We start from the raw sequence: 4,416 nt of genomic DNA on the forward strand, positions 1-4,416 counted from the left end.
TTTGAAAATGCTAATTATGCACTGTTGTAACAGGTAGCATAGAGTTGTTTTTTTCTACTTCAATCTGTTGTTCCTGTTATACTGTTTTTGCTGAATGAACATTGGTTCTTTTATAACTGGTATTTATGGATCGTTTGCCACTTTTGTCCTGCGCTTTTGAAAGCTGGGATTTCGCTACGAAAGCGTACGCGTGTGAGGGTAAAAAAAGTTTGTCAAAGCAACAATGGAAGAGTTTTTGGAGTGCTTTCCTGAATTCAAAATTTGCCACGAAATGGTTTAGGATTCTTAAGTCGCCCGACTTTGTCAGTATTTCATATCACCGTCCGCTCTTATATTTCAAGCCTTTCAGGGTATACATGTCTATTCGCTGGTCAAAGCAGCAACGCATGAAAGTGATTCTTGATACCTATAAATTTATCAATGCTAAAGGAAGTTCCTTTGGGGAAGTTATTCACCAGAAAGAAGGCATTGAAATGTCGCGTTTTCAATTGAGCGATGAGCTGGAAGGTATATTGAAAATTGGTTACGATGACCGTTACCGGAAAGAAGGAGAGCTGGTCTTTTCATTTGAATGCGAACAGCTGGGTGGGATGATTATTTCGGCTGCAGTATCATTTGAAGAAATTTCTGCCGGTGTTTGGGTCTGCAGGATTGGCTGTGTGCAGGGGCATATCAGGAATGCAGAAAACGCAACCAAGGTTACACAGAAACTCATGCACGGCTTGCGTCCGAAAGCATTGATTGTTTTTGCCATACAGGAATTCTCCCGTCAAATGGGATTCTCGGCGGTGTATGGCGCAGGAGATTCCATACAGGCCTATCGGAAGAAACATGCGATCCATTTACCATGGCGCCATAACATACAATTTGATTACGATGCCATCTGGATGGAATCCGGCGGCATACCTGCCAAAGAAGGCTGGTATCAACTACCATTAGTGCCTTTGAGAAAAAGCTACGAGGAAATAAAGACCCATAAGCGCGCTGTGTACAAAAGAAGGTATCAGCTGATGGATGAACTGTCAGGTAAGATCGGGGGCTGCGTTCACCGTCTTACAAATGAATCTCAGGAGAGAAAACAAACAGTAGCATAAGAAATTCCAAATAACAAAAAACAAATTCCAAACGAATGAAGTTTACGCTCGTTTGGAATTTGTTTTTTGTTATTTGGAATTTAACTTCTATTGACGGTCGCTAATCTTCAGCACCTGCTTCGCAAAAGCATATTCCTCAGGGATATTTGAGGCGATCACGATTGTTTTTTTATCCAGCAGCTTACTGATTTCGCCCAGATACCATTTTGTTCCCTGTTCATCAAGGTTACTCGTAGGTTCATCCAGAAACAGGAGCGGAGTATCTGACAGCAGCGCCAGCCCAAGCTTTACGCGCTGCTTCATGCCCGATGAAAAATTCCGGATCTCTTTATTCTGACCTTTGTTAATGCCGCAATAGTCTGCGAAAGCTTTGCTTTCTCTGATCGCGATCTGTTTGAAGGATTGATGGAATTGCAGCAATTCTTCCAGTGTCATTTCTTCAATGATTTCCTGGGAAGGGGATACGTAGGATATGAGCTTATATAATTCCGGATCTTCAATTTTTTGAGAACCGACAAAAAAAGAAACCGTACCAGTGCTTGGTACGGTTAAAGAACTTAATACTTGAAGTAATGTAGACTTACCGGATCCGTTGGAACCTGTGATCGCAAGCGTTGAACAACTTTCTACAGTGATGGAAACGTTTTTAAAGATCCAGTCCCTGTTAAATCTTTTGCCAATGTTGCTTGCTGAAATTTTCACTAGTCGCCGATACCTTTCATGATACCTCTATCTGAGTTACGCATGAAGTTTACAACCTCATCTAATTCTTTTGAAGGAGTAAAGTTTACTTCAAGATGATTTAAGGCCTGAGAGTTGTTGAAACCTTTTAGGTAGATCACGCGGTAAATATCCTGGATCTCGTTGATTTTTTCATTGGAGAAACCACGGCGTCTCAAACCTACAGAGTTGATACCGCAGTAGCTCAATGGCTCACGACCGGCTTTTGTATAAGGAGGTACGTCTTTACGTACAAGAGATCCTCCGGATACCATTACGTGCGCACCGATCTTGCAGAACTGGTGGATCGCGCTGGCACCACTGATGATCGCGTAATCATCGATTGTCGCGTGACCTGCTACCTGCACAGCGTTTGCCAGAATACAGTGGTCGCCAACGATACAATCGTGTGCAATGTGTACATATGCCATCAATAAGCAGTTGCTGCCAACTACTGTTTTGAATTTATCTTTTGTTCCTCTGCTGATTGTTACACATTCTCTGATAACCGTATTATCACCAATGAACGTCAGTGTTTCTTCACCTTCGAATTTCAGATCCTGAGGGAGTGTTGAGATAGAAGCGCCAGGGAATATTTTGCAATTCTTCCCGATGCGTGCACCTTCCATGATCGTTACGTTTGGTCCGATCCAGGTACCTTCACCTATTTCAACGTTTTTGTGAATGGTAGTGAAAGGTTCGATTACAACATTCTGTGCAATTTTAGCTTCCGGATGTATATATGCTAATGGCTGATTCATGTTATTTCTTCTTAACAATGCTTGCTGTTAAACTTGCTTCACACACTAAATTTCCAGCAACAAATGCCTGCCCCTGCATTTTTGCGATACCTCTTTTAATAGGAGCAGTTAATTCACATTTAAATACAAGTGTATCACCCGGAACAACCATACGGCGGAATTTAGCACTTTCAATACTTAAGAAGTATGTCCAGTAGTTTTCCGGATCCGGTACAGATTGCATCACAAAGATACCACCTGTCTGTGCCATCGCTTCAATCTGAAGTACACCCGGCATTACAGGGTTTCCAGGGAAGTGACCTTCAAAGAACGGTTCGTTGATTGTTACATTCTTAACACCAATGATCATGTTCTCGTCAAGGTGAACAACCTTGTCAACCAACTTGAATGGGTATCTGTGCGGAAGGATTTTGTAAATCTGGTTTACGTCTAAAACAGAGGGCTGGCTCATATCATACTGAGGGGCCTTCTGGCGTGAATCCATCATTACGCGTTTTAGTTTTTTAGCAAAGGCTACGTTTGAAGCGTGGCCCGGACGAGCTGCCATGATCTGTGCTTTCAGCGGACGGCCAACCAAAGCCAAGTCACCTACAACATCCAACAGCTTATGTCTTGCCGGTTCGTTTTTATAACGAAGTTCAATATTATTCAGAATACCTTCTTTCTTAACTTCAACTTTTTCCTTGCCGAAAAGTTTTGCCAGGCTGTCCAGTTCATCGTCTTTTACAATTCTGTCTACAATAACGATGGCATTGTTCAGGTCACCGCCCTTGATCAGGTTTTGCTTGTGCAGCATTTCAAGTTCGTGCAGGAAGCAGAACGTACGGCATGAAGCGATTTCCTTTTCAAACTGGCCAATATTATTAAGTGTTGCATGCTGGCTGCCTAAAACCGGAGAGTTGTAATCAACCATTACCGTTACGCGGTAGTCATCCAGTGGTAAAGCTGCAAGCTCTATATTTTTTTCTGCATCGTGGAAGAAGATGCCGTGTGGTACTTCAAAGAAGTTACGCAGTGCATTCTGCTCTTCCAGACCAATAGCTGAGATGGCTTCAATGAAAGGAAGAGAGCTACCATCCATGATCGGAATTTCAGGTCCGTCAATTTCAATGGTAACATTGTCTATCTGCAAGCCAACCAGAGCAGCTAATGCATGCTCAACGGTATTGATGCGGGCGCCGTTTTTTTCAATGGAAGTACCTCTTGAAACGTCAACAACATTGTCAACGTCACACTCAACTACCGGTTGATCAGGTAAGTCAACACGTTTGAATAAAATACCTTGATTGATGGGGGCAGGAACAAAAGTAAGATTAACCTGAGCACCTGTATGAAGTCCAACGCCGGATACCTTAACGGGCGCTTTAATGGTGTGTTGTTTAGTATACATTTAATGAGAGTACTATTCCTTAAATTTTGGACAAATTTAGTATTTTTTCTTCCAAATCCTCAATTCGCTTCTGTAATGTGGGAAGTTTTCTGTATAGGGCGAATGACTTTAAAAAGTCGAGTTTTTCGATGGCCGGAGAGCCTAAAAGCGTAGTGCCGGTTTCTGAAATGGTTCTTCCGATACCTGCCTGCGCGGCAATGGTGGTCTTATCAGCAATTTTGATGTGGCCGATGATTCCTACCTGGCCTGCAATGATACAGTTTTCGCCAATCGTTGTGGAACCTGAAATGCCTGCCTGTGCAGCTATAACAGTGTTTTTGCCTATTTTAACATTATGTGCGATCTGGATCAGGTTGTCGATTTTTACACCATCGTAAATAATGGTTGAACCCATTGTAGCACAATCTATTACAGTATTGGCGCCAATGTCCACCCGGTTGCCGATCACCAC

4 protein-coding genes and 1 pseudogene are annotated in these 4,416 nt (G+C 42.6%); 1 reads left to right on the forward strand and 4 read right to left on the reverse strand.

All coding sequences use genetic code 11. The features are described from left to right. The first annotated feature begins 125 nt into the window (after positions 1–125). Positions 126–1,094 carry a DUF535 family protein gene (locus tag ACTHJT_RS10925; RefSeq protein ID WP_440238057.1) on the forward strand — a complete coding sequence of 323 codons (969 nt, stop codon included), beginning with the start codon at positions 126–128 and terminating at the stop codon, positions 1,092–1,094. 87 nt (positions 1,095–1,181) lie between these two features. On the opposite strand, the gene ACTHJT_RS10930 is transcribed toward ACTHJT_RS10925, so the two are convergent. The 4 genes and pseudogenes from ACTHJT_RS10930 to ACTHJT_RS10945 all read right to left on the reverse strand — a co-directional run. Further along, positions 1,182–1,796, reverse strand: coding sequence for an ABC transporter ATP-binding protein (locus ACTHJT_RS10930; RefSeq protein WP_440238058.1), 615 nt, complete (start codon positions 1,794–1,796; stop codon positions 1,182–1,184). Beyond that, positions 1,796–2,575 (reverse strand): acyl-ACP--UDP-N-acetylglucosamine O-acyltransferase, encoded by a 780-nt coding sequence (gene lpxA / locus ACTHJT_RS10935; protein ID WP_440238059.1) that lies wholly within the window; start codon positions 2,573–2,575, stop codon positions 1,796–1,798. The genes ACTHJT_RS10930 and lpxA overlap by 1 nt, the downstream gene beginning before the upstream one ends. Before the next feature lies 1 nt (position 2,576). Next, the gene (locus tag ACTHJT_RS10940; protein ID WP_440238060.1) at positions 2,577–3,965 is read right to left on the reverse strand and encodes a bifunctional UDP-3-O-[3-hydroxymyristoyl] N-acetylglucosamine deacetylase/3-hydroxyacyl-ACP dehydratase; all 1,389 of its coding nucleotides are present in this window, start codon (positions 3,963–3,965) and stop codon (positions 2,577–2,579) included. A gap of 19 nt (positions 3,966–3,984) precedes the next feature. After that, positions 3,985–4,416 (reverse strand): annotated as a pseudogene (locus ACTHJT_RS10945) (UDP-3-O-(3-hydroxymyristoyl)glucosamine N-acyltransferase); the annotation flags it as partial.

It is taken from the genome of Cytophaga sp., from assembly GCF_051961495.1.
GTDB lineage: Bacteria > Bacteroidota > Bacteroidia > Cytophagales > Cytophagaceae > Cytophaga.

Coding starts and splice junctions, on each gene's coding strand:
- ACTHJT_RS10925 (WP_440238057.1), top strand. CDS start 126: ATGGATCGTTTGCCACTTTTGTCCTGCGCTTTTGAAAGCTGGGATTTC.
- lpxA (WP_440238059.1), bottom strand. CDS start 2,575: ATGAATCAGCCATTAGCATATATACATCCGGAAGCTAAAATTGCACAG.
- ACTHJT_RS10940 (WP_440238060.1), bottom strand. CDS start 3,965: ATGTATACTAAACAACACACCATTAAAGCGCCCGTTAAGGTATCCGGC.